The organism is Corynebacterium jeddahense (genome assembly GCF_028609865.1).
GTDB lineage: Bacteria > Actinomycetota > Actinomycetes > Mycobacteriales > Mycobacteriaceae > Corynebacterium > Corynebacterium jeddahense.
The window spans coordinates 2,527,156-2,552,729 of the sequence record NZ_CP063194.1 but is presented as its reverse complement, the minus strand read 5'-3'; the positions used below and the strand labels follow the sequence as shown (position 1 = coordinate 2,552,729).

General features: G+C 67.2%; 23 protein-coding genes. 11 read left to right on the top strand and 12 right to left on the bottom strand.

Annotation, left to right across the window (positions count from 1 at the left end; genetic code table 11):
• The first annotated feature begins 61 nt into the window (after positions 1–61).
• From CJEDD_RS12165 to CJEDD_RS12150, 4 genes are read left to right on the top strand one after another with little or no spacing between them, the layout of a single operon-like run.
• A complete protein-coding gene (locus tag CJEDD_RS12165; protein ID WP_273657550.1) occupies positions 62–1,483 on the top strand; it encodes a CCA tRNA nucleotidyltransferase in 1,422 nt (473 codons plus the stop codon).
• Positions 1,476–2,084, top strand: a complete 609-nt coding sequence (locus tag CJEDD_RS12160; protein ID WP_042410199.1) for a YqgE/AlgH family protein — start codon at positions 1,476–1,478, stop codon at positions 2,082–2,084. Before CJEDD_RS12165 ends, CJEDD_RS12160 begins: the two co-directional genes overlap by 8 nt.
• Positions 2,084–2,794: an AzlC family ABC transporter permease gene (locus CJEDD_RS12155; RefSeq protein ID WP_042410196.1), complete on the top strand. Its 711-nt coding sequence runs from the start codon at positions 2,084–2,086 to the stop codon at positions 2,792–2,794. Before CJEDD_RS12160 ends, CJEDD_RS12155 begins: the two co-directional genes overlap by 1 nt.
• Complete coding sequence (locus CJEDD_RS12150; protein ID WP_042410193.1) at positions 2,791–3,138, top strand: branched-chain amino acid transporter permease; 348 nt, start codon at positions 2,791–2,793, stop codon at positions 3,136–3,138. The genes CJEDD_RS12155 and CJEDD_RS12150 overlap by 4 nt, the downstream gene beginning before the upstream one ends.
• 6 nt (positions 3,139–3,144) lie before the next feature.
• On the opposite strand, the gene CJEDD_RS12145 is transcribed toward CJEDD_RS12150, so the two are convergent.
• From CJEDD_RS12145 to CJEDD_RS12090, 12 genes are all read right to left on the bottom strand, one after another.
• Positions 3,145–4,425 carry an HNH endonuclease signature motif containing protein gene (locus CJEDD_RS12145; protein ID WP_052333885.1) on the bottom strand — a complete coding sequence of 427 codons (1,281 nt, stop codon included), beginning with the start codon at positions 4,423–4,425 and terminating at the stop codon, positions 3,145–3,147.
• A 1,089-nt stretch (positions 4,426–5,514) separates the two neighbouring features.
• Positions 5,515–5,820, bottom strand: coding sequence for a hypothetical protein (locus CJEDD_RS12140; protein ID WP_273657548.1), 306 nt, complete (start codon positions 5,818–5,820; stop codon positions 5,515–5,517).
• Between the two features lie 9 nt (positions 5,821–5,829).
• Positions 5,830–6,786, bottom strand: a complete 957-nt coding sequence (locus CJEDD_RS12135; protein ID WP_042406868.1) for a bile acid:sodium symporter family protein — start codon at positions 6,784–6,786, stop codon at positions 5,830–5,832.
• Positions 6,786–7,160 carry a Rieske (2Fe-2S) protein gene (locus CJEDD_RS12130; RefSeq protein ID WP_157034458.1) on the bottom strand — a complete coding sequence of 125 codons (375 nt, stop codon included), beginning with the start codon at positions 7,158–7,160 and terminating at the stop codon, positions 6,786–6,788. The genes CJEDD_RS12135 and CJEDD_RS12130 overlap by 1 nt, the downstream gene beginning before the upstream one ends.
• On the bottom strand, positions 7,157–7,972 hold the full coding sequence (gene trpA / locus CJEDD_RS12125; protein ID WP_042406873.1) for a tryptophan synthase subunit alpha: 816 nt from the start codon (positions 7,970–7,972) through the stop codon (positions 7,157–7,159). Before trpA ends, CJEDD_RS12130 begins: the two co-directional genes overlap by 4 nt.
• On the bottom strand, positions 7,969–9,168 hold the full coding sequence (gene trpB, locus CJEDD_RS12120; RefSeq protein ID WP_042406876.1) for a tryptophan synthase subunit beta: 1,200 nt from the start codon (positions 9,166–9,168) through the stop codon (positions 7,969–7,971). The genes trpA and trpB overlap by 4 nt, the downstream gene beginning before the upstream one ends.
• Positions 9,169–9,180: 12 nt before the next feature.
• Positions 9,181–10,554, bottom strand: a complete 1,374-nt coding sequence (gene trpCF, locus CJEDD_RS12115) for a bifunctional indole-3-glycerol-phosphate synthase TrpC/phosphoribosylanthranilate isomerase TrpF (protein ID WP_042406878.1) — start codon at positions 10,552–10,554, stop codon at positions 9,181–9,183.
• Positions 10,547–11,566 (bottom strand): anthranilate phosphoribosyltransferase, encoded by a 1,020-nt coding sequence (gene trpD / locus CJEDD_RS12110; RefSeq protein WP_042406882.1) that lies wholly within the window; start codon positions 11,564–11,566, stop codon positions 10,547–10,549. The genes trpCF and trpD overlap by 8 nt, the downstream gene beginning before the upstream one ends.
• Positions 11,559–12,119: a glutamine amidotransferase-related protein gene (locus tag CJEDD_RS12105; protein ID WP_042406885.1), complete on the bottom strand. Its 561-nt coding sequence runs from the start codon at positions 12,117–12,119 to the stop codon at positions 11,559–11,561. The genes trpD and CJEDD_RS12105 overlap by 8 nt, the downstream gene beginning before the upstream one ends.
• Positions 12,116–13,609, bottom strand: coding sequence for an anthranilate synthase component 1 (locus tag CJEDD_RS12100; protein WP_042406887.1), 1,494 nt, complete (start codon positions 13,607–13,609; stop codon positions 12,116–12,118). The genes CJEDD_RS12105 and CJEDD_RS12100 overlap by 4 nt, the downstream gene beginning before the upstream one ends.
• A gap of 184 nt (positions 13,610–13,793) precedes the next feature.
• Positions 13,794–14,003 carry an HTH domain-containing protein gene (locus CJEDD_RS12095; RefSeq protein ID WP_042406892.1) on the bottom strand — a complete coding sequence of 70 codons (210 nt, stop codon included), beginning with the start codon at positions 14,001–14,003 and terminating at the stop codon, positions 13,794–13,796.
• A gap of 4 nt (positions 14,004–14,007) precedes the next feature.
• Positions 14,008–14,460 carry an SdpI family protein gene (locus tag CJEDD_RS12090; RefSeq protein ID WP_232297702.1) on the bottom strand — a complete coding sequence of 151 codons (453 nt, stop codon included), beginning with the start codon at positions 14,458–14,460 and terminating at the stop codon, positions 14,008–14,010.
• 87 nt (positions 14,461–14,547) lie between these two features.
• On the opposite strand from CJEDD_RS12090, the gene CJEDD_RS12085 reads away from it, so the two are divergent.
• From CJEDD_RS12085 to CJEDD_RS12055, 7 genes are all read left to right on the top strand, one after another.
• On the top strand, positions 14,548–15,765 hold the full coding sequence (locus CJEDD_RS12085) for a dicarboxylate/amino acid:cation symporter (RefSeq protein ID WP_042406895.1): 1,218 nt from the start codon (positions 14,548–14,550) through the stop codon (positions 15,763–15,765).
• A gap of 191 nt (positions 15,766–15,956) precedes the next feature.
• Complete coding sequence (locus tag CJEDD_RS12080) at positions 15,957–17,651, top strand: ATP-binding protein (protein ID WP_273657547.1); 1,695 nt, start codon at positions 15,957–15,959, stop codon at positions 17,649–17,651.
• Positions 17,652–17,692: 41 nt separating this feature from the next.
• Positions 17,693–18,400 carry a hypothetical protein gene (locus tag CJEDD_RS12075; protein WP_052333772.1) on the top strand — a complete coding sequence of 236 codons (708 nt, stop codon included), beginning with the start codon at positions 17,693–17,695 and terminating at the stop codon, positions 18,398–18,400.
• Between the two features lie 9 nt (positions 18,401–18,409).
• Entirely contained in the window at positions 18,410–19,855 is a 1,446-nt protein-coding gene (locus CJEDD_RS12070) for a hypothetical protein (protein WP_042406897.1), read from the top strand.
• Between the two features lie 361 nt (positions 19,856–20,216).
• Positions 20,217–21,683 (top strand): DUF3375 domain-containing protein, encoded by a 1,467-nt coding sequence (locus CJEDD_RS12065; RefSeq protein ID WP_042406900.1) that lies wholly within the window; start codon positions 20,217–20,219, stop codon positions 21,681–21,683.
• Positions 21,680–22,279 carry a DUF4194 domain-containing protein gene (locus CJEDD_RS12060; protein WP_273657546.1) on the top strand — a complete coding sequence of 200 codons (600 nt, stop codon included), beginning with the start codon at positions 21,680–21,682 and terminating at the stop codon, positions 22,277–22,279. Before CJEDD_RS12065 ends, CJEDD_RS12060 begins: the two co-directional genes overlap by 4 nt.
• A complete protein-coding gene (locus CJEDD_RS12055; protein ID WP_273657545.1) occupies positions 22,276–25,566 on the top strand; it encodes an ATP-binding protein in 3,291 nt (1,096 codons plus the stop codon). The genes CJEDD_RS12060 and CJEDD_RS12055 overlap by 4 nt, the downstream gene beginning before the upstream one ends.
• Positions 25,567–25,574: the final 8 nt, after the last annotated feature.

Here is a 25,574-nt window from a genome sequence, read left to right as displayed (position 1 = left end):
AACGCCAGAGAAGCTGTTTGATGTGCCCGACCCGACCGATCCGCTGGCTGCCCCGGCCTTGATGGCGCGGGCCGAAGGGGTCGTCGAGAAGCATGCTGCTCTGCTCGAGCCCCTCGCGCGCGCCTTCCACGAGCGCGGCGAGACCTTATATATGGTCGGCGGCTCCGTGCGCGACGCCATGCTCGGCCGCGGGGTGCACGACCTCGACTTCACCACCTCCGCGCGCCCGGCCGTGATCCAGGAGATCCTCGGCGAGTGGGGCGAGAAGGTGTGGGACACCGGCATCGAGTTCGGCACCGTCTCCGCCATCCGCCGCGGCGAGACCGTTGAGATCACCACCTTCCGCTCCGACCTCTACGACGGCGTCACCCGCAACCCCGAGGTCACCTTCGGCGACACCCTCGAGGGCGACCTCGTGCGCCGCGACTTCGCCTGCAACGCCATGGCCATCGAGCTTTCGCTTGACGACGACCTCCGGCTCTCCCCCACCTTCCACGACCCCGTCGACGGGCTTTCGGACCTCGTTGCGCAGGTCCTGGACACCCCGCAAGCGCCCGAGGTCTCCTTCCGCGACGACCCCCTGCGTATGCTGCGCGCCGCCCGCTTCGTCTCCCAGCTCGGCTTCACCGTCGCGGACCGCGTGTTCGACGCCATGCGCGACATGGCCGGCGAAATCGAGCGCATCACCGCCGAGCGCGTGCAGGCCGAGCTGGACAAGCTCATGTGCGGCGCGCGCCCCTGGGAGGGCATCGACCTGCTCGTGGCCACCGGCTTGGCCGACCGCATCCTCCCCGAGGTGCCCGCCCTCCAGCTCGAGACCGACGAGCACATGCAGCACAAGGACGTCTACCGCCACTCCCTCACCGTCCTGCGCCAGGCCACCGAGCTCGAGGAGGACGGCCCCGACCTCGAGCTGCGCTGGGCCGCGCTCCTCCACGACATCGGCAAGCCCGCCACCCGCGCGCCCAAGGAGGGCGGCGGCGTGACGTTCCATCACCACGAGGTCGTCGGCGCGAAGCTGGCCCGCAAGCGACTCAAGGCCCTGAAGTACCCGAAGCACGTCATCGAGGACGTGGGCCAGCTTGTGTTCCTCCACATGCGCTTCCACGGCTTCGGGGAGGGCCAGTGGACCGACTCCGCCGTGCGCCGCTACGCCACCGACGCCGGCGACCTGCTCCCCCGCCTGCACAAACTTGTCCGCGCCGACTGCACCACCCGCAACGCGAAGAAGGCCGCGCGCCTCCAGCGCACCTACGACGAGCTCGAGGACCGCATCGCCGAGATCGCCGCGAAGGAGGATCTCGCCCGCGTGCGCCCGGACCTCGACGGCAACGAGATCATGGAAATCCTCGACCTCAAACCCGGCCCGGAAGTGGGCAAGGCGTGGAAGTATCTCAAGGAGCTGCGCCTCGAGCGCGGGGAACTCGACCACGACGACGCCGTCGCCGAACTCAAAGCCTGGTGGGAGAAGGAACGTGCCTGAGTACTTTTACGCTGACCGGCTGTTCAACGCACTCGAGCGCAACGAGCCCGAGCCCGGGATGCTCCTCGTCCCCGCGCCGGGGATGTTCTCGGACCTCTTCGCGCGCACGGTCGTGCTCATCGTGGAGCACGACGAGGACCACACCCTCGGCGTCATGCTCAACCGCCGCAGCGACGTCGCCGTCGCCAACGTCATGCCCGGCTGGGCCGAGCTGGCCGCGAAGCCCCAGGCCGTGCACATCGGCGGGCCCGTAAGCCCCGAGTCCGCCGTCGGCGTCGGCGTCACCCGCGTCGGCGTGGACATCGACGCGAGCCAGCACTTCACCCGCTTGGCCAACCGCCTCGTCCTGCTCAACCTCAACGCGGCGCCCGAGGACCTCGCCGACGAGGTCGACGGCATTCGCATCTTCGCCGGCTACTCCGAGTGGGCGCCGGGCCAGCTCGACGACGAGATCCTCCGCGGCGACTGGTTCGTCGCGCCCGCCCTGCCCTCTGACGCGGTCGCTTCTGCGGGGACGGATCTGTGGGGCGACGTGATGCGTCGGCAAGCGATGCCCCTGCCGCTGTTCTCGACCTTCCCCGCGAACCTCGAAGACAACTAGTGGCCGTTTCACGTGAAACATCGGAGCAGGTCCGCCTCGGCCTGCGCGACACCTGGCTCGTCGCCCTCGGGCTCATCCCGCTCGGCCTCGCGTTCGGCGTGCTCATGATCCAGTCCGGCTTCGCGTGGTGGTGGACGCCGATCTTCTCCACCGTCGTCTACGCCGGCTCGATGGAGTTCCTCGCCATCGACATGGTGCTCACCGGCCTCGGCCCGGTCTCCAGCGCGATCACCGCGTTCATGGTGAACTTCCGCCACATCTTCTACGGCCTCACCTACCCGCGCCACGTGATCCGCCGCGGCCTGCCGTCCGCGTACGCCACCTACGCGCTCACCGACGAGGTCTACGCCATCACCTCCACCCTGCGAGGCCCGGCCACCGGCGCGCGGCTGCTTACCATCACCATCGTCTGCCAGCTCGCCTGGGTCGGCGCGGGCATCGTCGGCGCCCTCGCCGGCGCGGTCATCCCGCCGAACCTCGAGGGCTTCGACTTCGCCCTCACCGCACTGTTCGCGGTCCTCGCGTTCGAGGCGTTCCAGGCCAGCCGCGACGTCTCCGCGCCGCTCATCGCCGCGGCCCTCGCGGTCCTCGCCGCGCTGATTGTCCCGGGGCAGGTGGTCATCGTCGGCCTCCTCTCCTACTTTCTCGTCCTCGTCGTGCGTTTTTGGGCACCGCGTATCGACGACACCCTCACCTGGCGGCTGCCATGACCAACTACGGCCTCCCCGACGGCGTCACGCTCGGCATGGTGGCGGCGGTGCTGATACCGGCAGGCGTCGTTACGCTGTTGCTTCGAGCGCTGCCGTTTTCACTGCTCCGCGTGCTCAAAGGCAGCCCCTTCATCGAGTTCCTCGCCCTGCTCATGCCCGTCGGCGTGATGACGGTCCTCGTCGTCTACACCCTCAGCGGCTTCGCCGGAGACCCGGCCCGACTGTGGGCCGCCCTTGCCGCGCTCGCGGTGACGCTGGTGCTGCACTGGTGGAAACGGCGCGCTGACCTGTCGATTCTCGGCGGCACCGCGCTGTACATGGTGCTGGTGAACTTGGTGCTGTAGCTGGGGTTACGCGTCGGCGAAGGCGACCTCCTCGTCCATGAGGGCGTTGTACTCGTCCATCGTCATCGCGTTGTCGCACCGCTGCGCCATGGAGTAGTTCCGGGAGACGAACCTGGTGCCGTCGCCGTAGATGAAGTGGATGTCCGCGTCCTCTTTGACGGTTTGGAGGTATCCCTCCGTAACCAGCGAGTGGCACGCGGAGCACAGCGGGAGGAGGTTCTCCAAGTCGGTGTGGCCGCCGTTCGCCCAGTCCAGGATGTGGTGCATCTCGATGAACCTGGTGTGCGTGCACCCCGGCGCCGCGCATTGCCCGCCCCACATGGTGAGCAGCGCGTTGACCTGCGCGGGATTGACCAGCCGGAACTGCCGGCCGGTGTTAAGGATCAGCCCCGTCTCGTCCACCGTGGACACGCGCATGTTGGCGTTGGCGAGGATGTTCGCGATGGCCATGCTCGGCGCCCCGAGGTTGTTCGGCATGTAGGCGCGCCCGTCCATGGTCGCGGTGATGTTCACGTGCGCCGCGGGCGTGGTCAGCGAGTTCCGCGGGTTCGTGCGGATCATGTGCACCATACCCATCAGCGCGTTGACCAGGATGCGCCCGATCGGCAGGCCGTACCCGGACGCGGTCTGGCGCGCCTGCACGGTCTCCTCGATGTCCATCACCGCGTCCCGCGCCTCGTCGACCGCGTCCTCCTCTTCCGGATCGCCCCCCTCGAGCACCTCGTCGAGGTCGTAGTAGGCGATCTCGCCGAGCTTCAGCGCGGCCATAAACGCCGCCCCGTCCGCCGGGTTGAGATTGCCGTGGAACGAAATGTCGCCGTTGTCGCGCGCGTGTAGGCGCAGGTAGTACTCCGGCGGGTCCTCCTCCCCTTCCCCCTCGGGTTCGCGCCCGGCAAGCGCCCGTTCCAGCTCGTGGTAGCCGAGCTTGAGCGCGAGGCTCACCAGCTCCTCCTCGTTTTCCTCGTTGAGGTACTTCAGCAGCAGCCTCACGGTCGAATAGCTGAGCTCGCCCTCGCGGAAGTGCCGCGCGAGGTGCTGAAACCTGCCGATCCGATGCGCGACGTGCACATATTCGTACGCCGTCGACGAGGAGATTGCGAGCCTGCGCACCAGAAACTGAGCGGTCGTCGTCGCGCCGCATTCGTGAGCGAGTTCGAGACAGTCAAACAGTCGGATCGCCTCAAGCAGATCAGCTTTGCTCCGCGTCATCGCGGTGTGCGCAGCCTCAATTTCCCGGGTCAACGACGTAGCAATGTTCTCCGCAGCGGGCGTGTTCGTCTCGGTCATGATGGCCCTTTCTTAGTCGATTAAAAGTTCGATGTGGAACATTATAAAAGTGCTGCCGATATTAGCTCTGAGCTGGGAAAACGAGGTTTATAACTTGCACTATAAACCGCTGTTTTGAGGCCTGTTTTCGCACTTGCTTATCGACGTTCCTTCGGCCCTCCACGCCCCCGCCTTCAGATGCGTGTGTGTTTCGAGCCCGAACTCCGCATTGCGGACAAGTTGGGCGCCACCAACTAACCCGCTGCGGCCTGGCCTTACCTGTGAAGAACTGATCCGGAACTCCGCATTGCGGAATCGTTGGGTGCGACCAAGTAACTATGGCGGGTGCTGGGCTGATCCGACGTGAACACTCCACATTGCGGACTCGTGGGTATTGACCAACCGTCGCACGCCCGCAACTCAGCGTTGCGGACAAGTTGGTGGTGTGCCAGTAGATCAGTCGCTACCCCACTCCGCATTGCGGACAAGTGGGGCGCGACCAACCAACTTGCTGTGGCCTGGCCATACTTGAGGAACTGATCCGGAACTCCGCATTGCGGACTCGTGGGGTGCGACCAAGTAACTATGGCGGGTGCTGGGCTGATCCGACGTGAACACTCCACATTGCGGACTCGTGGGTATTGACCAACCGTCGCACGCCCGCAACTCAGCGTTGCGGACAAGTTGGTGGTGTGCCAGTAGATCAGTCGCTACCCCACTCCGCATTGCGGACAAGTGGGGCGCGACCAACCAACTTGCTGTGGCCTGGCCTTACCTGTGAGGAACTGATCCGGAACCCCGCATTGCGGACTCGTGGGTATTGACCAACCGTCGCACGCCCGCAACTCCGCATTGCCTCCACATTGCGGACAAGTTGGGCGCCACCAACTAACCCGCTGCGGCCTGGCCTTACCTGTGAGGAACTGATCCGGAACCCCGCATTGCGGACTCGAGGGTATTGACCAACCGTCGATGGAGTCGCACCCCCACACTCCGCATTGCGGACAGGTGGCGCGCGACCAACTCACTGCCGACCTCACAGAACCCGCACTGCATAACGACTACGCTCCAGTTGGTGGGGGCGGCCGGAGGTGCGTCGATACGCGGGGGCTAATGCGGGAACTTGGCGGCGGCCTCGGCCCAGAGCGCCTCGAACTCCTCCTCGCTGAGGCGGGTTGCGGTGATGCCGTCGAGGGCGGCGTAGGTGTCGGGGTGCGGGACGGTGTCCATCGGCTGGTTGGCCTGGCCGATGACGCGGCCGTCGACGTAGATGCCGGTGATGGTCTCGGCGGGGTCGAGTTCGATCATGCGGAGCATGGCGCATTCGCGGGGTGAGAGTTCCTCGAGCTCGGCGATGTTGATGAGCTCGCCGCCGAGGTCGGGGACGCGGTAGTGGGTGCGGACGAAATGTTTCACGTGAAACTCCTACTGGGCATCGTGCTGCGAGACGCGCGAGACGTACGCGGAGCAGATGATGAGCTGGGACATGTGGTAGATCATCAGCGGGATGATCATGACGCCGAGCGACGCGCCGCCAAAGATGACGGTGGCCATGGGCAGGCCGGTGGCCAGCGACTTCTGTGTGCCGCACATTTGGACGGCGATGCGATCCTCGCGAGGGAAGCCGAGGGCGGCAGGCAGCGCGTTGGTGAGCCACAGCATGGCGCCGACGAGGGCGCAGGCGAAGACGACGAGGAAGAGGATCTCCCACAGGGACACGTTCGACCACACGCCGGAGACGACGCCCTTGGAAAACGCGGAGTAGACGACCATCCAAATGGAGCCGCGGTCGACGATCTTGGTGGCCTTCGACTGCGCGAGCTCCCCCACCCGCGGCACGAAGTTGTGCGCGAGTTGCCCGAAGACGAACGGCAGGAGCAGCTGGAGGCCAATGTCGCCGAACACGGAGGCGTCGACGTGCACGCCGTCGCCCGCGCCCATGAGCCACATCACGAGCAGTGGCGTGGCGACGACGCCGACAAGCGACGACAACGACGCCGCCACCACCGCGCCGGAAACGTTGCCGCGCGCCACGCCGGTGAGCGCGACGGAGGACTGGACGGTGGAGGGGACGAGGGTCATGAAGAGGAGGCCCTGGTAGAGGTCCTCGGAGATGATCGCCGTGGTGGGGCGCGCGAGGAGGCCGACGACCGGGTAGATGACGAACGTGAAGGCCAGGATCATGGCGTGGAGGCGCCAGTTGGTCAGGCCCTTGATCGCCTCCTGCGTGGACAGGCGGGCGCCGTAGAGGAAGAACAGCAGGGCGATGGCGAGCTTGACGGCAACGGCGAAGCCGTCCGCGAAGCCGCCGCGCGCGGGGACGAGGAAGGCGAGCACCGCCGCGATGACGATGCCGACAAGGAGCGGGTCGACCTTCTTCATCAGCCGGCCGGGTTCTCCGCGGAAACCTTGTCGCCGTTGTCCTTGAGCTCAACCTTGCGCAGGCCGGACAGCGCCGGGCCGGCGACGCGGTCGCCTGTGGCGATGTCGAAGGTGGAGCCGTGGGCGGTGCACTTCACCTTGTCCCCCTCCACCTTCGTGATCTTCTTCTGCTGGTGGGGGCAGACGCTCGAGTAGGCGACGTAGTTGCCCGCGGTGGGCTGGGCAATGATGAAGCGGTCGAGGATGACTGCCGAGCCGACGGGGACGTCGGTCTTGGCGATGTCTTCGGGCGCCTCCTCCCCGCACGCGGCGAGGAAGGCGCCGGCGAACGTAGTGGCGGTGCCGAGCAGGAACATGCGACGTGAACAGGTCATGGTGCCAGCGTAGCCCCCTTCATCGCGCCCACGTACTCCGTCAGCTCCCGCTTCAGCGCGTCCATGTCCGCGACGCGGTTGCCGTCGAGGTGGCGGGCGATGATGTTTGTGATCGCGGAGCCCGTGATGGCGCCCGCGGCCCCGGCGGCGATGGCGTCGCGCACGTGCTCCGGCTTCGAAATACCGAAGCCGAGGAGCACCGGGGCGCCGCCGAAGGCTTGCACATTATCGACGACGTCCCGCAAGCCCTCCACCGTCGCCTCCTTCTCGGCGCCGGTGACGCCGTCGCGCGAGATCGCGTAGATGTAGCCACGGGAGTTCGCGGCGACTCCCTCGAGCGTCTCCTTCGACGCCTTCGCGGGCGCAATGAAGATCGGGTCGATGCCCGCCCGCTCGGCGGCTGCGGTGAACGGCGCGGATTCCCGGACGGGGACGTCGGGAAGCAAGATGCTGTCGGCGCCCGCCTCCTTGAACTCGCTGTAGAAACGGTCGAGGCCGCGCGTGAACGCGACGTTGGCGTAGATGAGCATGCCGATGGGCAGGTCCGGGTAGCGCTCGCGGATGGTGCGCACTTGGGCGAGTGCCTTATCGACGGTCGCACCTCCGGCGAGTGCACGCACGTGCGCGCCCTGGATGGCGGGCCCGTCGGCGACCGGGTCGGAGAACGGCACGCCGAGTTCGAGGGCGTCGGCGCCGGCGTCGACGACGGCGGAGATGATTTCCTCCGCGTCCTCCGGGTTCGGGTCGGACAGCATGACGAAGGGGACGAAGGCGCCCTCCCCCGTGGCGAAGCGTTGCTCGTAGCGGTTCATCGGTTCTGCTCCTTCTGCTCCAGGGTGGCGCGCACGTGCGCAATGTCTTTGTCGCCGCGGCCGGACAGCCCGACGAGGATGTGCAGGGGTTCGGCGTCGGCGGGGTGCTCGGCCGCGCGCCTGAGTGCGTAGGCGAGCGCATGCGAGGACTCGAGCGCGGGGATGATGCCCTCGTGGCGCGAGAGCAGCTGGAAGGCGTCGAGCGCTTCGTCGTCGGTGACGGGCACGTAGGTGGCGCGGCCCGACTTGGCCAAGTGGGCGTGCTCGGGGCCCACCGCCGGGTAGTCCAGGCCGGCGGAGATGGAGTAGGACTCCTCCACCTGCCCGTCGCCGTCGCGCATGAGGTACGAGTACGTGCCGTGAAGGATGCCGGTCGTGCCCGCGGCGATGGCGGCGCCGTGCTTGCCGTGGCCGAAGCCCTCCCCGCCGGGCTCGGCGCCGACGAGTTGGACGCTGGCGTCGTCGATAAAGTCCGCGAACATGCCGATGGCGTTGGAGCCGCCGCCGACGCAGGCGGTGACGACGTCGGGAAGCCGGCCCGTGCGCTCGAGGATCTGGGCGCGCGCCTCGGTGGAGATGACGCGGTGGAACTCCTTGACGATCTTCGGGAACGGGTGCGGCCCCGCCGCCGTGCCGAGCAGGTAGTGGGACTCGTGGAAGGTGGCGGTCCAGTCGCGCAGCGCCTCGTTCACGGCGTCCTTGAGGGTGCCCGCGCCGGACTCGACGCCGACGACCTCCGCGCCCATGAGCCGCATGCGGTACACGTTCGGCTCCTGGCGCTGCATGTCGGTCTTGCCCATGTAGATGACGCAGTCGAGGCCGAGCAGCGCGCACGCGAGCGCCGTGGCGGTGCCGTGCTGGCCGGCGCCGGTCTCGGCGATGATTCGCGTCTTGCCCATCTTCTTCGCCAGCAGCGCCTGGCCGATCACCTGGTTGGTCTTGTGCGCGCCGCCGTGGACGAGGTCCTCGCGCTTGAGAAAGATGCGCGCGTTGCCGTCGAGCGGCAGGTTGCGGCACTCGGTGAGCGGGGTGGGCCGGCCGAGGTAGTCGCGCAGGAGGGCGCGGTACTCGGCCATGAACGCCTCGTCGTTGAAGGCGTCGACGAAGGCGCGTTCGAGCTGGTCCAGCGCCGGGATGAGCGACTCGGGCACGAACTGGCCGCCGAACTCGCCGTAGTAGGCAGGAAGCAGAGTCATGGGAGTGTCCTTTTAGTAGTGGAAGTTTCGGATGGTGGCGAAGGCTTGCCGCAGCGCGCCCGCGTCCTTCTCGCCGCGCGGGTTCTCGAAGCCGGAGTTGAGGTCGAGGCCGAGGCAGCCGACGCGGAGAGCCTCCTCGAGGTTGCCGGGGTTGAGCCCGCCCGCGAGCAGCGCATTCGTGGTGCCCACCCGCGACCAGTCGAAGGCCTCGCCGGTCCCCCCTGCCCCGGCATCGAGCACTAGCGTATCGACGAGCTCCGCCACCTCCCCCGCAACCTCAGCGGCCGGGCCTGTCATGTCCACGGCGCGCCACACCTCGACGCCCTCGCCGACCTCGCTGCGCACCCGCTCGATGAGCTCGCGCTCCGCGTCGAGCGAGCCCTGGTACGGCGCGTGCACCTGCACGGCCGAGACGCCCGGCTGCACGAGCTCGCCGTAGCCTGAGGCGCGCCGGGAGACGGCGACGTAGTCGAGGCCCGGCTCCGCGGCGATGATCGCGGCGGCCGTTTCACGTGAAACATTGCGCGGGGACGCGTCCTCGAAGATGAGCCCGCCGTAGACCGCGCCGCACGCCTTGGCCGCCTGGGCGGCGGAGGCGGAGCGCAGACCGCACACCTTGTTCGGGCCGTAGACGAGCTCGCGGCAGGCGCGGTCGACGTCCGGCTGCGAGGTGAGCTGCGAGCCGACGAGGAACGCGTCGGCGTGGGCGCCGAGGCGACGGACGGTGGCGGCGTCGCGGATGCCGGACTCGGCCACCACCGCCGCACCCTCGGGCGCGAGCGCGGCGAGGCAGGCGGAGCGCGAGAGGTCGATGGAGAGGTCGCTGAGGTTGCGGTGGTTCACGCCGAAGATGCGCGCGCCGAGGCGGGTCGCGCGGGCGGCCTCGTCCTCGTCGATGACCTCGGTGAGCACGTCCATGCCGAGCGAGTCGGCGACGGCGGCGAGGTGCGCGTACTCGGCGTCGGAGAGCACGGAGAGCATGAGCAGGACGGCGTCGGCGCCGAAGTAGCGCGCGGCGTAGAGCTGCACCTCGTCGACGATGAAGTCCTTGCACAGCACGGGCAGGTGCGTCGTCGCGGCGACGGTGGCGAGGTGGTCGTAGTCGCCGCCGAAGTAGTCCGGCTCGCAGAGGACGGAGATGGCGGAGGCGTAGCGCGAGTACACCGACGCGATCTCTCCCGGCCTGTAGTCGGCGCGGATGGTGCCGAGCGACGGCGAGGCGGATTTGCACTCCATGATGTAGGAGGCGCCGGGGGCCGTGAGGGCGTCGTAAAGCGACCGCTCCGAGTTGGGTAACGTGTCGAAAGGAACGTGATCCACCCGATCACGAATTCCGTCAAGGTGACGCTTTCGGTTGGCGACGATCTCGTCGAGGATGCTAGGCACTGTAGTCCGCCTCCTCGTGGGTGCGCAGCCACTCGGCGACGGTGCCGTCGGCGAGCAACTGCTTCGCGTGGGCGGTGCCCTCGGCGAAGGAGTCGGTGATGCCGTAGAGGGTGAACATCGCGCCGGCGCTCACGGCGACGGCGTCGCGGTGCGCGGCCGGGCCCTCCCCCGCGAAGGTGGCGCGCATCGCGGCGGCGTTCGCGGCGCCGTCCCCGCCGCGCAGGTCCTTGAGCGAGTGCTTTTCGACGCCGAGCACCTCCGGCGTGACGGTGTAGTGGGTGATCTCGCCGTCGCGGAGTTCCCACACGAGCGTGTCGCCGTGGACCGCGATCTCGTCGGTGCCCGCGCCGTGGACGACGAGCGCCCGGCCCCTGCCGAGCTCGCGCATCGTCTCCGCGATCATCTGCCCCTGGGCGGGGTTGGCGATGCCCATGATCTGGAACTCCGGGCGCGCGGGCGAGAGCAGCGGGCCCATGGTGTTGAAGAGCGTGGGCACGCCGAGGGCCTTGCGCACGGGTTGGACGAACGCGATGGCCGGGTTGTACGCCGGGGCGAAGAGGAACGTGAAGTTGGAGGACTCGAACTGGCGCACGGCGCGATCCGGGTCGAGGTCGAGCGGGATGTGCAGCGCCTCGAGCACGTCCGCGGAGCCGGACTTCGAGGAGACGGAGCGGTTGCCGCACTTGATCATCTTCACGCCGCCGGCCGCGGCGGTGAGCGAGGCGGCGGTGGTGATGTTGATGGTGTTCGCGCCGTCGCCGCCGGTGCCCGCGGTGTCCATGATCCCCTCCCCCGTCACCGGGAACGGGCGGCCCGCGGCGAGGAAGGCGCGGGCGGCGCCGGCGATGTCGGCGAACGTCTCGCCGCGGGTACGGATGGTCGCGAGGAGGGCGGCGATGTGCACGTCCTCGTAGTCGCCGACGGTGAGCGGGGTGAACGCCTCGACGGCCTCCTCGAGGGACGGCGCGGGGCTATTGATGAAGCGGCGGAAGATCTCGATGTGGTCAGCCATTGTCACGGCCTTTCTCTAGGAGGGTGTGCACGCACCGGTCCAGGATCTGCGGGCCGGCGGGGGTAAGGATGGATTCGGGGTGGAATTGCAGCCCGATGGACATGCCGTCGGCGCTGCGTGCGGCCATGATGACGTCGCCGATCGCGGTGTCCGCCCAGGCGAGCGGGACGACCCCGGTGGGGGCGTCCGTCGCGCCGAGGGAGTGGTAGCGGGCGACGGGGACGAGGCGGCCGTCCGCGGTGCGCATGGGCAGCGACGTGCCGTGCTCCGGCCCGCAGGGGCGGACGCGGCCGCCGAAGTGCTCGATGAGCGCCTGGTAGCCGAGGCAGATGCCGAGGATCGGGATGCGGCCCTGCGCGCGGTTGATGACCTCCATCATGCAGCCGGCGTCGGCGGGATAGCCGGGGCCGGGCGAGAGCACGATGAGCTCCGGGTTCGCGTCCAGCACGGTGTCGGCGTTCACGGTGTTGCGGTAGACCACCGTGTCGTAGCCCGCAAGTGCGTCGACGAGGTTGTAGACGAAGGAGTCCTGGTTATCCAGCAGTACGATCATTTCTCCACCTCCAGGTCGCGGCCGCCGGCGATGGCCTGGAGCACCGCGTAGGCCTTGTGCAGGGTCTCGTCGGCCTCGGCCTGCGGGTCGGAGTCGCGCACGACGCCCGCGCCCGCCTGCACCGTGGCCGTGCCGCCGGCGACGAAGGCGGAGCGGATGACGATGCAGGTGTCGAAGTCTCCGTCGCCGCGCAGGTACCCCACCGCCCCGCCGTACGAGCCGCGCCGGGTGCCCTCCGCCTCGCGCAGCAGCTCGGTCGCGCGCAGCTTCGGCGCCCCGGTGAGCGTGCCCATGTTCATGCACGCGCGGTAGGCGTCGAGGGCGTCGAGGTCCGGAGCGAGTTCCGCGGTCACCCGGCTGACCAGGTGCATCACGCGCGAGTAGCGGTCCACCTGGAGCAGCTCGCGCACGCGCCGGGTGCCCGGCACAGCGACGCGCGCCATGTCGTTGCGGGCCAGGTCCACGAGCATGGTGTGCTCGGCGATCTCCTTGGCGTCGGTACGCAACTCGAGCTCCATGCGCGTGTCCAGCTCGTGGTTCACCGTGCCATCGGGGTTGAGGCCGCGCGGGCGGGTACCGGCGATCGGGTACAGCTCGACGCGGCGCGTGGCGTGGTCGAACTTGAGGTTCGACTCCGGCGAGGCGCCGAATAGCTCGTAGCCGGGACCGCGCAGGTAGAACATGTAGGGCGAGGGGTTCGCCGCGCGCAGGCGCCGGTACGCCGCGAACGCGTCCGCGCACTCGGCGGTGAAGGTCCGCGCCGGAACCACCTGGTAGATGTCGCCGTTGTGGATGTTCGCCTGCAGCTTCTCGACGTTCCTCCGGAACTCCCCGTCGCCCACATCCGCGCGCACGTGGAGGGTGCCCGTCTCGGTGGGGGGCGCGGTGGGGGGCGGAGCTGCGTCGATACGCTGGGCGAGCTCTTCGAGGTCGATCGCGGTCGTGCCCACGCCCTCGAGCGAGGCGGTGCCCGCCTCGTGGTCGACGCGCAGAAGCACCTCCGCGAGCACGAACTGGTAGTCGGGGTACGTGTTCGGGCCCTCCGCGACCGGGGGCAGCTGCTCAAAGGAGTCGAGGTAGTCGAATGCGAAACCACCGGCGAGCAGCGGGAACACGCCGTTGCCGTAGCCAGCGCGGGTGGTCAGGGCGCGCAGCACGTCTGCGGTGGAGGCGGCGGTGAGGCGCTCGCGCTCGTCCGTGGCGGCGGCCGGCGGGAAGTCGTAGGTGTGCTCGGCGACGCGGTACTCGTCGAGGCCGAGGTCCGCGGCGATCGCCCCGCCGGAGGGGGTGAGCGGCTCGACGGTGACGCGGGTGCCGGTGCACGTCACGCGCAGGGACGCGCGGAGCACAGCCACGGACTGGAGGCCGGAGCGGGTGGTGATGTCGGCGGACTCGAGCAGCACGGCGTCGCTCGCCTCGAGCCCGCCGACGTGCGCGAACAGGCTGGCCACGTCCTCGTGGTAGCGCACCTCGCGGTGGGTGTAGTGCATGGGTTCCTCGGTTTTCGTTTCGGTGCACCGAGGGTGAAAAAAGGCCCGCGGTGCCTGGACAACACACTGGCGGGCCGTGACTTCGTGGGGTGGCGCGCCAGCTAGGCGAGCCACCACCAGTTGCAAGAAGTCATGTCAGTCACAGTTGGCAACTATAGCGGAACAGAATTTGCGCGGGGATTTTTTATTCAGGCAGTGCGTACATGCCGCGCGGGGCGGACTCCACGAGGCCGTCGACCTTGAGGCCCGTGATGGCGGCGTGGGTGAGCACGTCGACGTTGGCCACGCCCGGGTCCGCGAGGCCCTCGGCGACGATGCGGGCGCCGACGTCCTTGTACGCCATCGGCTCCCCCGCCTCGCGCAGGACGTGCAGGATCGCTTCCTCCCAGGTCATGCGGTTACTCCCCGTCTGCGTGGCCGGCGGCGCGTCGCAACGCATCGATGTTCACGGCGGGGCGCTCCGGCTCCGGCTGCGGGGTGTTGTCCTGCGCCTGCTCGACCGCGGCGGCCGCCCGGGCGCCGAAGTTGCCGCCCAGGGACGCCGCGACAACCGCCGCGAGGAACGCGACGGCCGGCAGGAGCCACATCCAGCCGGAGGCGATGAAGGAGAAGGCGGCGCCGAACGCGAGCGCGACGCCGGCGAGCAGCCAGAACGGGCCGGCGACCTTGTGCGCCTGGTCCCAGATCGCCTGGTTCTTGCGCACCGCGGGGACGTGGAGGCCGATCCACTTGTTGCCCGGCAGCTTGCCCGCGGACGCCATCGCGCCGGGGATGAGCAGCAGCAGCGTGAGCAGGATAAAGACGATGCCGACGACGACGTTCAGCGTGGTCATGTTCTCGAACGGGCTCATGGTGTCCAAGCATACGGCCGGGCCGCCGGCGAATGAAAAGTTGTTCAAATTGCAGTCAGGTGCATAATTACCGGCTACGCTGTTCCCATGAAAGATAAACTCCTCCACTCGCTGCTGTTCTGGGTGGTTGTGGCGATCGTCCTCGGCTTCGCCTGCAGCTTCTTCTTCCCGGATTGGCTCGCCCGCATCTTTGTCACGTTCAACGGGCTGTTCTCCAACTTCCTCGGCTTCTTCGTCCCAGTCCTCATCTTCGCCCTCATCGCGCCCGCGATCGCGGGCCTGGGCCAGGGCGCGGGCAAGTGGCTCGGCATCACCGCCGGCCTCGCGTACGGCTCCACGATCATCTCGGGCCTTATCGCCTGGGGCACGGCGTCGGCGCTGTACCCGACGCTGCTCGACGGCAAGCACCTGGTCACGGACGTCGCCGACCCCGAAGCCGGCGGCCTGGAGCCGTACTTCACGGTGGACATGCCCGCCCCACTCGCGGTCATGTCCGCGCTTCTGCTCGCCTTTGTCGTCGGCCTGGCCATGACGGGGGTGAAGTCGCCGAACCTCCTGAACGTGCTCGAGGAGCTCAACGCAGTGGTGATGAAGGTGGTCACCACCTTCGTCATCCCCCTGCTGCCGATCTTCATCTTCGGCACGTTCCTCAACCTCGGCATGAACGATAACTTCGGCGACACCATGGAGGCCATGGGCGTGGTCCTCGTCCTCTCCATCGTGATGACGCTCGTGATCATCCTCCTCCAGTACCTCGCCGCCGGTGCCATCGCGGGCGTGAACCCGTTCAAGGCCCTGAAGAACATGGCGCCCGCCTACTTCACCGCCCTGGGCACCTCCTCCTCCGCGGCGACCATCCCGGTCACCTACGAGTCCGCGCTGAAGAACAAGGTGGACGAGGACGTCGCCGGCTTCGTCGTCCCGCTCTGCGCCACCATCCACCTCTCCGGCTCGATGATGAAGATCACGCTCTACGCCCTCTCCATCGTCTACATGGCCAGCCTGGACATCTCGAGCGGCCAGATCGCAGGCTTCATCCTCCTGCTCGGCATCATGATGATCGCGGCGCCCGGCGTCCCCGGCGGCGCCATCATGGCGGCGGTGGGCCTGCTCCAGGCCAACCTCGGCTTCGACGAGTCCATGGTCTCGCTCATGATCGCCTCCTACATCGTGGTCGACTCCTTCGGCACCGCCGCCAACGTCACCGGTGACGGCGCGATCGCGCTCATCATGAACAAGTTCGCCGCGGGCAAGATCAAGGGGCAGTCGCTTAACGACGCACCTTCGGCCGTCCCCGCGCAGTAGCCTCGCGCCCGTACAGCCGCCCTTCGGGGCGGTTTTTGTTGTTTCACGTGAAACTTTATGGGCTGTCACTATAGGGTTCGGAGCGGTCACTGTATGTAGTGGGGGTGTCACTGTACGTAGTGATGGTGTCACTGTACGTTTACTGCGCCTTGCTGTCGATGTTGGGCTACAATGAGGGTGTGAGTGAACGAATGAATGACATCATGGCGCGGCTGGAGCGCCAGCGGAATGATGATCATTGCATTGAGGCAAAGTCGGGGACGGGCAAGCTAGATACCGCGTTCTGGAAAGCGGTGAGCTCTTTCGCGAATACCGATGGTGGGCTCATTGTCCTTGGTATTGAGGAAGAACAGGCGTCGGGCACCTTCCGTCCCACGCCGGGTTTCGATCCGCGACGCTCGAACGACCAACTCATCAGTGGGTTTACTGAAGGACAAGCAAAGCCACCGGTCACCCCTATTCCGAAACACAACATCGAGTCCGACGAAAATGAAGGCTCACCGGTAATCCTCGTCCGCATCCACCCGATGCGAGGCGATGTGCAGATGGGCAAGCAAATGCCCTGTTACGTCACTGCTCAGGGTTTGCGGGATGGGGCCTACAAGCGGGTACTTGACGGTGACCAGAAGCTTTCCAGTTATGAGGTTTTTCAGCTCACCACCTTGTATCAACCGGACGATTCCGAACAGTCTGTAGTGGACGGAGCGGAAGTTTCGGATTTGGACAGCCATGCTTGGACCGGCCTCATCGAATCGTTGGAAAAGCGCGGTTCGCGCATCCGCCAGGGCATCAAGAGCGAGGAGGAGGTGCTTGAACGCCTGCAAGTGATTGACTCGGAGAGTCGGCCAATCCTAGCGGGAATGCTTGCGCTGGGGTACTACCCGCAGCAGTTCTACCCGCAGCTGTACATTGACGTGGCCGTTCATCCGACAAAAGAGAAGTCGGCCGATACGACCCGTTTCCTCGACCGAGCGCACTGTGATGGGCCTCTCCCACTGGCTGTTGAAGACGCAATCAAGGTAATATTGCGAAACCTCCGGACTCGCACGGTCGAGCACGGATCGACGATGGTCGATGAACCTGAAATTCCGGAGATCGCTTTGCGCGAAGCGGTAGTGAATGCCGTGATGCACCGTGATTACAGCCCGCAAGTTCAAGGGCGTCAGGTGCAGATAGACGTCTTTCCTGATCGTGTAGAGGTGAACAACCCGGGAGGTCTCTGGGGGGACCGGACGCTCGATAACCTCGAAGAAAACAGGTCGATGAGCCGCAACCCAGCGCTCGCCAACCTGTTAAGCAACCTGCCCACCCCGTCTGGATCCATGCGCGTTGCTGAGAATGAGGGCAGCGGGATTCAGCGCATGAAAGACGGAATGCTTGAATACGGGTTGCCGCAGCCGAAATTCGATGCAAGGATCGGGGAATTCACCGTTGTTCTCTACCGATTTGGGCTGCTTGATCCGGAGATGTCGAGCTGGCTGGACTCGATCGCGCCGGAGAGCTCACGACAGGAGCGAGTCGCGCTGGCTATCGCCAGCGGACTTGGCGCGGTGTCTGTCCGCGAGCTCCGGCAGCATCTAGGCCTCGACAGTGATGACGCGCGGAAGCTGCTGATCACGCTGTCCCGAAGCGGTCTACTCAGGCCGGGTTCTGACGAAGACAGCTTCAGGCTAGGTGTGGGCGATAAAGAGCTCACGGAGCAGGAACTCGAGGTGATCGCAGTTTTGGCCAAACACGGCGAATCATCTGCAAAGGAGATTGCCGAGATGATGGGGGTAAGCGTGGGCTCCTTACGACCCAAGCTCCGGAGGCTCGTGGATGCCGGAGAGATTGCGCCTACCGCGCCTCAGACTAGCCGAATGCGGAAGTACCGCCTGCCGCGTTAGCGTTTCACGTGAAACAACGCGCGAGCGCGTACCCTTGACCCATGCCCTTCGAGATCGTCACCACCCACTTTGTGGCGCACGAGCACGACCTCGACAGCGCGTACGACCTGTACCGGCGGCGCATCGCCGGCAGCGGGGCGGAGATCGCCGCGGTCTCCCCGCACCCCCACCCCATCGACGACGAGTTCATGCTCTGGGACCTGCGCTGCCAGGCCGCCTACGACAACCTCGCCGCCCCGGAGTCGCTGCGGCTCTACGAGCTCAACGCGCTCGTGGACTTCGCCACCACGAACCGGGACGAGGCGCTCGACTCGTTCTTCTTCGAGGGCCCCGCCGAGCCGACGCGCTTCCCCGCCTCGCTCGGCGGGCTCACCGGCCTCACCGTGCGCGACGAGCCGCGCGGCCCGCTCTCGCTCACCACCATCGTCTACCTCGGCGCGCCGCAGCACGTGCTCCTCGCGCAGCAGCTTTTCGACGCCACGGTCGCCGCCCACAACACCGTCGCCTACCAGCCCTACGTCGTCCCGCTCGAGGGCACCGAACACGCGGCGCTCGTCGGCCCGCTGTGGCTGCGCGACGCGACGCTCAACCTCATTGGCAAGGGCGACGGCGTCTTCTCGCCCGGCAAGGACGCATGGGCGGGGTGGCTGCTCACGTCGGACGGGCCGGAGGACGTCGAGAAGCAGTTGCGCGAGCGCATCGAACCCGGCACCGTCGTGCTCGCCCGGGCGGTGGCCGAGCCGTTCTAAGGTGGAGCCATGCCCAACCTGAAGCAGATTGGAACCATCCTCGGCGCCACGGCGCTCGTCGGTCTGGCGGGCGGCGGTATCGGCTACGCGGCCGTCGACGTCCCCGACGCGCAGGAGGTGGCCGTGCAGACCGCCGGCGCGCCGCAGGCGAGCATCGACGACCCGCAGGGGGTCCTCTCCCCCGCCGACCGCGAGCGGCTCCTCAGCGACACCTCGCGTATCGACGCCCCGTCGGTGGTCACCGACCTCCACTACATGGTGTTCCAGACCAACCACCAGAACATCATGGACGACGTGGAGGGCCTCCTGCGCTCGGAGTACCCCGACCTCATCGACCAGTCGAAGGGCGAGAACGGCCGCCCGCGCGACGGCGTGCTCATCGTCGGCGTGGGCCTCGACCCGCGCCAGGGGTTCATTTACGGCGGCGACGACGTGACCTCGGAGCTCGCGCTCGACGACGACGGCCACGTCCAGGACCTCCTCGACGCCATGAAGCCCGGCGTGCGCGACGGCAACATCCCCGCGGGCCTGTTCCGCACGGCCAACCAGGCCATGGACGCGGATGCCATCGCGCAGCACAAGGTCGACGCGGCGGAAGATTCCCGCGTGGGCGCCGCGATGGGCCTCGGTCTCGGCGGCGCGGCCGTGGGGTTCGGTGGCTCGGCGGTGGCGGTGGCGGTGCGGGAGCGGCGTCGTAAAGCAATCGCCCAGGCGCGGGAGGACTACGACCTGGTCACCGGCGAGTACACGCGGCTGGCGGGGAGGCTGGACGAGGTGGACGTGCGGGCGAACTCGCTGTCCTCGGCGTTCGCGGACGAGACGCTGCGCCGCCAGTGGGCCGAGGTGCGCGACCGTTTCCTCTCTCTGAACGAGCTGGTCAGCGGCGCGGGCGGCCTGAGCTCGATCAATATGGGCGACGACGGCGTGGTGTACAAGCACCGCAAGCAGCTCGCGGACGCGGCGGAGGCGGTCGAGCACACCTCGAACGCGGAGGACAACATCGACCGCCTGTTCGCGGTGGAGCACGGCGACGCGGCGACGCGGCGCGCGGACCTGACCACAATCCGCACCGACGTCTTCCGCGCGCGCAGCGAGGTGAAGGACCGGGTGCTGCGCGAGGAGCTCGACGGCCTGCTGCGCCAGATCGAGGTGCTCGATGCGAACCCGACCTCCCCCACGTTCGTGGACGACTTCACGCGCATGCTCGGCGACTACCGCGTCATCCTCGAGGAGGTGAAGAAGAAGCAGTTCAGCGACGTGAAGGAGCGCGAAAAGCTCACGGTGCCGGCGGTGTACGACTCCGGCTTCTGGTACACGGGGTACGTGCCGTACGCCCACCTGTCCACGTGGCACGACTCAAACGTGCAGGCAGCACAGGGGGCGTCCTCGGGCGGCGGGAGCTCCTCGGTGTCCTCTTCCGGGTTCAGCGCGGGCGGCGGCAGCTCGAGTTTCTAAGCGTTCGCTCAGGTTCAACTCAGGTGACATTCATCACATTTTGCGTTTCAACTTTTCATTAATGAATCCGTGTTTATACTTGAAGCCACGGAGAAATTCGAAGCGCGGCCCGCCACCTAGAACACGAGGTGGCGGGTCTTTCGTTTTTGGGTCTTGATCTGGCCGCGCGCAAGACGAAACCCTTTCGCCTACTCGCACTCGAAATGGGGGGTGGGTGAGTGCTCTACCGGTCTCGGGGGGGTGGACCGTGGGCGAAAGGGCTCGCGAACATGAATATAGACCATCGCGCGTTGTCTGTCTAGATCATGTGGAGAGTTGGGCGTCGGTGCAGGTGGGGGTTTGGCGTGGGAAGATGGCTCGCATGAGTATTCAGGCCCGTGCGCTGACGTACAAACGTCAGAAGGAAGAGTCGGCGGCGATCCGCCTGCTCCACGCCGATAACGCGCCGGTCCTGCTTGCGGTGGTGGCCGAACACTTCCCGCGTGGCGCGGAGGCCCGGCCAGCCGCTCAGCTCTACGAGCTCATGGCAGCCGACTTCGCGGTGCTGCGCGAGACATTCGACCTACCAAAGACCCCTGCCGCCTACTGCAACGACTGGGTCAAAGCTGGCTGGCTTGTGCGTAAATCTGGCACGAAGGCATCGGGTGAGACACTGGAACCGAGCGAGCAAGCACTGACGGCGCTGCAATTCATGGAGCGGGTGAGCGCCCCGAGGTCGGCGGTGACCGCGAGCCGGGTTGCGTCGATAAGCAGTGCCCTGCAAGCACTCGCCCGAGATACCGATCCGAACATCGAGACACGGCTTGTGCAGCTGGAAGCTGAACGGGCGCGCATTGACGCTGAGATTGCCCAGGTAGAGCGCGGCGAGTTTGAGCTGCCCTCCCCCGCTTCCGTGCGCGAGCGAGTGAGCGACATCCTCGGCCAGGCCAGCGCGATCCCCGGGGACTTTGCACGTGTGCGGCACGAGCTCGAGGCGTTGAATTCGCAACTGCGGCGTCAGCTGCTCGACCCGGAAGGGTCGCGGGGCGATGTACTGGACGAGATCTTTGCGGGCGTGGACCTCATCGGTGAGTCGGACGCGGGGAGGAGCTTCAACGCGTTTTACTCGCTGGTGGTCGACCCAGAGCGCGGCGCGTGGCTGGACACGTGGATCAGGCAGATCCTCGAGCGTGTCGGCGAGGACGCGATGACAGCGGAGGAACGGGCGCGGTTCCGCGCGCTATTCCGAGACATGGAAGACGCCGGCTACGAGGTCAACGCAATGATGACGCGTCTCGCCCGGAACCTGCGCAACTATGTCGCCAGCGAGCAGTTCGCCGAGGACCGTCGGATGATTGAGCTGTTGCGTGATACCCGCAAGCTCGCCGCGGACGCCGCGGAGCGTGAAGAACTCTCTGCAACGCACAAAATGGCCACTCCGCTGCAGCGTATCGGCATGCAGGTGACCTCGGTAGCGCAGCTCAAGCTCGCCGACCCGGGCGCCGAGGTGATCACGAGCACAGTGGAGGCGTTCGAGCCGGGTGAGAGCGACCCCGAGGAGCTCTACAGCGTTGTGCGCGAAAGCGAGATCGATCTGGAGGAGCTCATGGAGGCTGTCAGTGAGACCGTGGAGGCGGCCGGAGGTGCGTCGATAAGCAAGGTGCTCGAACGCCACCCGGCGACCCAAGGCCTTGGCTCTGTGGTGGGATTGGTGTACCTCGCGGCGCGCTACGGCGTGCGTAGGGAGGGGCGCGAACAGGTCAGCTTTGAGGAAGAAGATGGGAGCATTCGCGTAGCGACGGTTCCACGCTGGCACTTCGACGTCGTTGCAGTAGAGGAGATGGCATGACGGAACCCCTGTGGACAGGAGACACCGGCACACTGTCCGAGGAATCGCGCCGGGCGCTAGTGGACCTGCTGAAAGGACCACTCATCACCGCCGACCGGAAGAAGGAAACGTGGCACGCGATCACTACCGATACTGAGGCCCTGCGTTCGCGACTGCACGACGTCTTCTTGGAGCTGATAGTGGACGAGGAAGCCGGCATCGCGTTCACACGCCACGTGCGCCCGGATAACCAGGATGTGCAGGTGCCGCCGGTCCTACGCACGGAGGCGCTCACGCACCTGCAGACGGCTATCTTGCTCCAGCTGCGCCACGAGCTGGGCATGTCCGCACCGGGCGAGCGTGTGATCGTCGGCGAAGACGAGCTGTACAACGCCATCGGCTACGTCCGCGCGGTGGATAACCGGGACGAGGCAGGCTTTAAGAAGCGGTTTACGGCGGCGGTGAACACGATCCGCAAATACAGCCTGCTCACTGACACGGAGACGGAGGGGCGTTGGGAGGTCTCGCCGGTGCTACGGCACATCTTCGACGCGGACACCGTGTACGCCCTGCGCGCGGAGTATTTGCGTTTGGCGCAGGAAGGGGATAAGCAGTGACAGCACAATTCCGTCTCGCGCGCGTGCAGCTGGTCAACTGGGGCACGTTCGACGGCTACTACGACATCCCTGTGGGCCAGAAAGGATTCCTGATCACGGGTGCGTCGGGATCGGGCAAGTCGACGCTCATCGACGCGTTGTCCGCCGTGCTGGTTCCACCCGGAAAGCTGCAATTCAACGCGGCCGCCCAGCAAGAGGTAGGTGGCCGGGACAAGGGCCGCAGTCGTGTGTCGTACATTCGCGGTGCGTGGCGGCGCAGCGAAGATCCAGCGACCGGCGAGATCCGCAGCCAGTATCTGCGCTCGGGCGCGACGGCGAGCATCGTCGCGCTGACCTACCGTGCGGGGGACGAGTCGCTCACGCTCACCGCGATCTACCGCCTCAACGCCGGGCAGCAGCAGGAGGCGCAGGTGAAGACGCTCTACGGCATTTTCCCCAGCGAGGTGGACGTGGACGGGTTCGTGCCGCTGCTGCAGAACTCGCTGGACAAGCGCAAGCTGGAGGCAGCGTACAAGACGGCCGGGGTGACGTTCACGGAGCAGTACTCCGTGTTTGCCAACCGCTTCCGCGCCAAGCTGGGCATCGGCAGCGAGGAAGCGCAGATGCTTCTCTACCGCACCCAATCCGCGAAATCCCTGGGCAGCATGGACGAGCTGTTCCGCAACTACATGCTGGACGTACCGGGCACGTTCAAGATCGCGGAAGACGCCGTGGCCACGCACGAGGACCTGCGCCAGGCGTACGAGCGGCTCGAAGACGTGCACCAGCAGATTGAGACGCTCGCTCCCCTGCCTGGGCTGAACTCCAAGCTCAAGGACGCGCAGGCGACGCAGGAGCACACGGCCGCGCTGTCTGCCGCCCTGCCGCACGTGCGGCGTGCGATTGAGGCGAAGCAGCTGCGCGAGCGTATCGACGTCAGCTCCGCCCACCACGTCGCCCTGGACGTGCAGGCGCAATCCCTTACCGCGCGCAAGGCCACGCAGCAGGAGGCGCTGCAGCGCGCGGCGATGCGGCGCGAGCACTTCGCCGGGGAGAGCCTGGGCGCGCTGGAGCGCGAGATCGCGCGGGAGGAGCAGACGCTTGCCCGGCGTGCAAAGGAGGTGAAAAAGCTCCAGGCCGTGGCGCAGCTAGAAGGCCCGTTGGACACGGAGCGTTTCGCGGAGCTGAAGGCCCAGGCCGCCACGGAACTGGCGGCGGCGCCGGAGCAGGAGCAGCGCCTGCTGGAGGCCTGGTTCGCGGCGCGCCGGGAACGCGACGGGCTCGCTGACGCGGAGGCGGCGGTGGGGGCGGAGTTGGCGTCGTTAGGCAGCCGCTCCTCCAACATCGAGCAGGCGTACGTGGAGCTGCGCGCGCGGCTGTGCGCGGACACCGGCCTGACGGTGGGCGAGCTGCCGTACGTGGGCGAGCTGATCGACGTGCTGCCGGAGCAGACGGAGTGGGAGCCGGTGATCCAGCGCCTGTTGGGCGGGTTCGCGGTGACCCTGCTGGTGCCCGCGGAGCTGGAGCGCGAGGTGAGTGGCTGGGTCAACGGCCGGCACGTAGGGATGCGGCTGGAGTACCGCACCGTGCCGGAGGGCGTGGAGGTGCCGCGCGGGCCGAGGAACGCGGACAGCCTGTTCCATAAGGTGCGGGTGGTGGAGCACGCGATGCGGCCGTGGCTCATGCGCATGCTGGCCACCACCTTCGACTACGCGCTGGTGCGCACCGTGGAGGAGCTGGAGCGGCAGACGCAGCGCGCGGCCACCATCGACGGTTTGGAGCGCAACCCGGCGGATAGGACCGGCTCTGCGCGGTACGTGAAGAACGACCGGCGCCGCCTGGGCGTGCGGCGCGACTACCGCCTCGGCTCCTCCAACCACGCCAAGGTGGAGGCGCTGCGGGCGGAGCTTGCGGACGCGAAACGCGCCACCGCGGCCGCCAGCAACCGGCTGAGCGATGTGGAGCGCAAGCAGCAGGCGCACAAGCGCGATGTGGAGCTGGCCACCACCATCGACGCGCTCGAATGGGCGGACGTAGACGTATCCGGTGTGGAGGAGGTCCTGGCCGGCCTACGCGCGGAGCTTGCGCGCCTGACCTCCTCGCCCGAGGCGCAGGAGCTGGAGCAGGCGTGGCGGGAGGCGTCCGAGGCGCTCAAGGCCACCGAGCGGGAGCTCGCCGGGGTGACGGGCCAGCTCGCGGTGGTGGCCGGGGAGCTGGAGAAGGCCCGCGCACGGCTGCGCACCATCCAGGAGGCGCAGGTTGAGGTGGACCCGGCGCTGGCGCAGGAGCTGGAGGCGATGCTCGCCGCCACCACGCGCCGCCTCACCCAGGAGAACCTGAGCGACAGCGCCGACAAGGTAGCCGCACAGCTGGATGCGCAGGCGAAGCAGGCGGCGCGGACCATCACGGAGTCCAGCAACGCCATCGTGACCATCCTGACCCAGTACATCGCCCAGTGGTCCGCCGAGTCCGCGGACTTGCAGGCCACGGCCGAGTTCGCCGGCGAGGCCATCACGCGCCTGGACGCGTTGCGCTCGGACCGCCTTCCGGAGTTCCGCGGCCGCTTCCTGGACCTACTCAACGGCCAGTCCGTGATGCACCTGAGCAAGATCTACACCGAGCTGCAGCGCGCCAAGGGCGACATTGAGACCAACCTGGGGCCCATCAACGCGTCGCTTCGCCGCTCCCCCTACACCGAGGGGCGTTTCCTACAGATTGAGGTGCGCGACAACCGCGACCGCGTGGTGCGCGACTTCATGCAGGACCTGCGAAACGCCACCGCCGGCAGCTTGAGCGAGGCAGACGAGAAGAACGCCATCGAGCGCTACCACCGCCTGGCCGCGATCATGGACCGGCTCGGCTCCTCCGAGCGCGCCGACCGCAGCTGGCGCAGCGTGGTGCTGGACACCCGCCGCCACGTGAAGTTCGTGGGCAACGAGGTCGACGCCGAGGGCACCGTGCACAACACCCACGTGGATTCGGCGGCGTTGTCCGGCGGCCAGGCGCAGAAGCTGGTGTTCTTCTGCCTCGCCGCCGCGCTGCGCTACCGCCTGGCGGGCGTGGACGCGGACGTGCCCCGCTACGCCACCGTGGTGCTGGACGAGGCCTTCGACCGCGCCGACCCCGTGTTCACCCGCACCGCCATGGACGTCTTCACCAGCTTCGGCTTCCACATGGTGCTGGCCACCCCGCTGAAGCTGATCAAGACCCTCTCCCCCTACGTGGACGGCACCATCGTGGTCCACTACACCGAGGACCCCGTCGCCCGCTCCACCTTCGAGCTCATAGATACCCATGCGCCTGCCTGACCAGTTGC

Bases quoted from the DNA above. Each gene is read 5' to 3' on its own strand.
- CJEDD_RS12165 (WP_273657550.1), top strand. From the start codon at position 62: ATGGCGCGGGCCGAAGGGGTCGTCGAGAAGCATGCTGCTCTGCTCGAG.
- CJEDD_RS12150 (WP_042410193.1), top strand. From the start codon at position 2,791: ATGACCAACTACGGCCTCCCCGACGGCGTCACGCTCGGCATGGTGGCG.
- CJEDD_RS12145 (WP_052333885.1), bottom strand. From the start codon at position 4,425: ATGACCGAGACGAACACGCCCGCTGCGGAGAACATTGCTACGTCGTTG.
- CJEDD_RS12135 (WP_042406868.1), bottom strand. From the start codon at position 6,786: ATGAAGAAGGTCGACCCGCTCCTTGTCGGCATCGTCATCGCGGCGGTG.
- CJEDD_RS12130 (WP_157034458.1), bottom strand. From the start codon at position 7,160: ATGACCTGTTCACGTCGCATGTTCCTGCTCGGCACCGCCACTACGTTC.
- trpA (WP_042406873.1), bottom strand. From the start codon at position 7,972: ATGAACCGCTACGAGCAACGCTTCGCCACGGGGGAGGGCGCCTTCGTC.
- trpB (WP_042406876.1), bottom strand. From the start codon at position 9,168: ATGACTCTGCTTCCTGCCTACTACGGCGAGTTCGGCGGCCAGTTCGTG.
- trpD (WP_042406882.1), bottom strand. From the start codon at position 11,566: ATGGCTGACCACATCGAGATCTTCCGCCGCTTCATCAATAGCCCCGCG.
- CJEDD_RS12105 (WP_042406885.1), bottom strand. From the start codon at position 12,119: ATGATCGTACTGCTGGATAACCAGGACTCCTTCGTCTACAACCTCGTC.
- CJEDD_RS12100 (WP_042406887.1), bottom strand. From the start codon at position 13,609: ATGCACTACACCCACCGCGAGGTGCGCTACCACGAGGACGTGGCCAGC.
- CJEDD_RS12095 (WP_042406892.1), bottom strand. From the start codon at position 14,003: ATGACCTGGGAGGAAGCGATCCTGCACGTCCTGCGCGAGGCGGGGGAG.
- CJEDD_RS12090 (WP_232297702.1), bottom strand. From the start codon at position 14,460: ATGAGCCCGTTCGAGAACATGACCACGCTGAACGTCGTCGTCGGCATC.
- CJEDD_RS12085 (WP_042406895.1), top strand. From the start codon at position 14,548: ATGAAAGATAAACTCCTCCACTCGCTGCTGTTCTGGGTGGTTGTGGCG.
- CJEDD_RS12080 (WP_273657547.1), top strand. From the start codon at position 15,957: ATGAATGACATCATGGCGCGGCTGGAGCGCCAGCGGAATGATGATCAT.
- CJEDD_RS12075 (WP_052333772.1), top strand. From the start codon at position 17,693: ATGCCCTTCGAGATCGTCACCACCCACTTTGTGGCGCACGAGCACGAC.
- CJEDD_RS12070 (WP_042406897.1), top strand. From the start codon at position 18,410: ATGCCCAACCTGAAGCAGATTGGAACCATCCTCGGCGCCACGGCGCTC.
- CJEDD_RS12065 (WP_042406900.1), top strand. From the start codon at position 20,217: ATGAGTATTCAGGCCCGTGCGCTGACGTACAAACGTCAGAAGGAAGAG.
- CJEDD_RS12060 (WP_273657546.1), top strand. From the start codon at position 21,680: ATGACGGAACCCCTGTGGACAGGAGACACCGGCACACTGTCCGAGGAA.